The 2486-nt window shown below is 40.3% G+C and carries 2 protein-coding genes and 1 pseudogene; all 3 read left to right on the top strand.

Annotation, left to right across the window (positions count from 1 at the left end; genetic code table 11):
• Window positions 1–259 (top strand): annotated as a pseudogene (locus tag O9324_RS04930) (DUF3782 domain-containing protein); the annotation flags it as partial.
• Window positions 260–434: 175 nt separating this feature from the next.
• The gene (locus O9324_RS04925) at window positions 435–896 is read left to right on the top strand and encodes a hypothetical protein (RefSeq protein WP_288139603.1); all 462 of its coding nucleotides are present in this window, start codon (window positions 435–437) and stop codon (window positions 894–896) included.
• A 13-nt stretch (window positions 897–909) separates the two neighbouring features.
• Window positions 910–2486: tetratricopeptide repeat protein (locus O9324_RS04920; RefSeq protein ID WP_288139602.1), on the top strand; the 1577-nt coding region annotated here is incomplete at its 3' end.

The raw sequence follows: 2486 nt of genomic DNA, 5'->3' as shown, positions 1-2486 counted from the left end.
TGATACCGATGCCATTTTAGTGGAAGTCAAAAGTAAGTTAACTCAAAGGGATGTGGATGAGCATTTACAACGTTTGGCTAAGTTTAAACGGTTAATGCCTCGTTTTCGAGATGTAAAAGCTTTGGGAGCGGTGGCAGCGATGATTGTTCCCAATGAGGTGGCGAGTTACGCTTGTCGTCAGGGTTTATTTGTGTTGGTGCAGTCAGGGGAAAATGTAATAATTTTAAATGATGCAGAGTTTACGCCCCAGATTTGGTAGGTTTAGCTTTCGTTCCACCCCCTCGCTAGGAGAAATTTATCTTAGAATACATTTTATGCACCAAATCCAAGAGAGCCATGAGAGTGGAGAGATTTAAAATTTAGAGATTTTATTTTTCTCTAAACGTTTAGAGTCTCAAACCCAATTTGAATTACTATTAGAGGAAAATTTAAAAATGACTGAGCCATTAACAGCAGGTTTACTGATCACCTTAGCAGTACAAGAGTTTGTGAAGTCTGGGACGGGGGATTTAGCGAAACGGTTTACGGCTGAAGCTTTGGCTAAGATTCCTGTTTTATGGGAAAAAATCAAAACTCGCTTAACAGGAAAATCTCCTAAAGTTGATGAAGCTTTGGCTAAGGTTGAGAGGGGTGATAGTACAGCGATCGCAACTTTGACTAAAAATTTAGATGTGATTTTAGATGAAGACTCCCTTTTTGCTGAGGAGTTACAGATTTTAGGACAAGCAATTCAAGCAGGGGAAATCACCCAAGTTGGTTTAAGAGATGTTACGGCAGGTCGCATAGAAGCAGAAATCAAGCAAAAAGCTAAGGGCGATCTTGTTGAACAAATTGGTGCGCAGCAGATCAAAGCGGATGGAGATGCTATTTTTACAATTGAGCAAGAAACTAACTAATTTTATAACGATTATGGATAACAAAAATACTCAGACAGGGATTAAAGATTCAACGTTTGGTCCTAATGCTCAAATTGAGATTAACCAAACGATTAATTTACCAAAAGTAAGTACAACAATTCCCAGTGATGTACGACAAGGATCACCCAATTTTGTCGGGAGACAGCAAGACTTAAAAAACTTGCATGAGGCGTTACAAAAGGAGGGGATCGTAGCGGTTTGTGCGGTACGGGGTATGGGAGGTGTGGGTAAGACTGAGTTAGCGGTTCAGTATGCGTTATCAAAAGAGTTTCAAAAGCGATATGTGGCTTGTTATTGGTTTTCTCTCAATCAAGGGGATTTAGCAACTCAAATTTTATTAAAAGCTGCGCCTTATTTAGCAATGCCGGAGAAGTTACAGAAATTGGGAAGCGTTGAGGAACAGGTGAAGTGGTGTTGGCAAAACTGGCATCCTCAAGAGGGACAAATTTTAATTGTTATTGATGATGTTAAAAGTTTAGAAGATATTCCTGAAGAATTGCTCCCAATTTCCTCTCGTTTTAAGGTGATGCTAACGACGCGACAAAGGAATCTGAGTCTGAGGTTTTGGGAGTTACCTTTAGGGGTATTGTCAGAAGGGGAGTCTATTGAACTGTTAACAAAAATTGTCGATGCTGAACTCACTTCGCGCATTGAAAATGAGATAGAAACAGCCAAGGAGATTTGTCGTTATCTGGGTTATTTACCTTTAGCATTAGAGTTGGTTGCTAAATATTTAAAAGATGATCGGATGTTGTCTCTGGAAGATTATTTACAGCAGTTGAGTCTTGAGGATGAGTCGCTTTCCGATGAAATGGTGAGGGGAATTACGGCTGAGAGGGGTGTGATAGCTGCGTTTAATTTGAGTTGGCAACGTTTGCAAGGTTTAGCAACTCAGTTGGCGATGCTGTTGGGAAGGTTTGCTGCTGCTGCTATTCCTTGGCAGGATTTGGTGGAACCGACGATAAACAGTTTGGGATGGGAGAAGAAAGCAGTCAAGGATGCACGCAAGCAGTTAGATAATTTGTCTCTGATTGAGATTGAGAATGGTAAAAATATTGTTATTCATTCTCTACTTAGAGAGTATTTTCGTTATCAAAGTAAGCAGGAAGGGGATGATTTTATTCATGTTCTGCAAGGAGGAATTGCGAGTAGTGGAATTGCTGTAGCAAAGACTATTCCCCAGAATCCCGTTATTGCAGATATTGACAGAGTGCGTCTGGCTATTCCTCATCTGGAGTTACTGAGTCAAGAGATGCTGGATGATATTCCTAATCCTGATGATGATGATGATAATTTAATTTGGGCATTTGTTGGGGTAGCATGGTTTTACCAAGGGCAAGGACAGTATAACTCAGCAGAAAGATATTTTGATAATTGTCTCGAAGCGGTAAAATCTCGCTTAGGAGACAATCATCCCTATGTGGCAAGTTCCCTCAACAATTTAGCAGGATTGTACTATTCCCAAGGCAGGTACAAAGAAGCGGAACCTCTCTATCTACAAGCATTAGATTTGAAAAAACGACTCTTAGGAGACAATCATCCCGATGTGGCACTTTCCCTCAACAATTT

It is taken from the genome of Microcystis sp. LE19-84.1B, from assembly GCF_027531875.1.
GTDB lineage: Bacteria > Cyanobacteriota > Cyanobacteriia > Cyanobacteriales > Microcystaceae > Microcystis > Microcystis panniformis.
The sequence above is the reverse complement of the archived record's forward strand: the minus strand, read 5'-3'. Positions and strand labels throughout refer to the sequence as shown.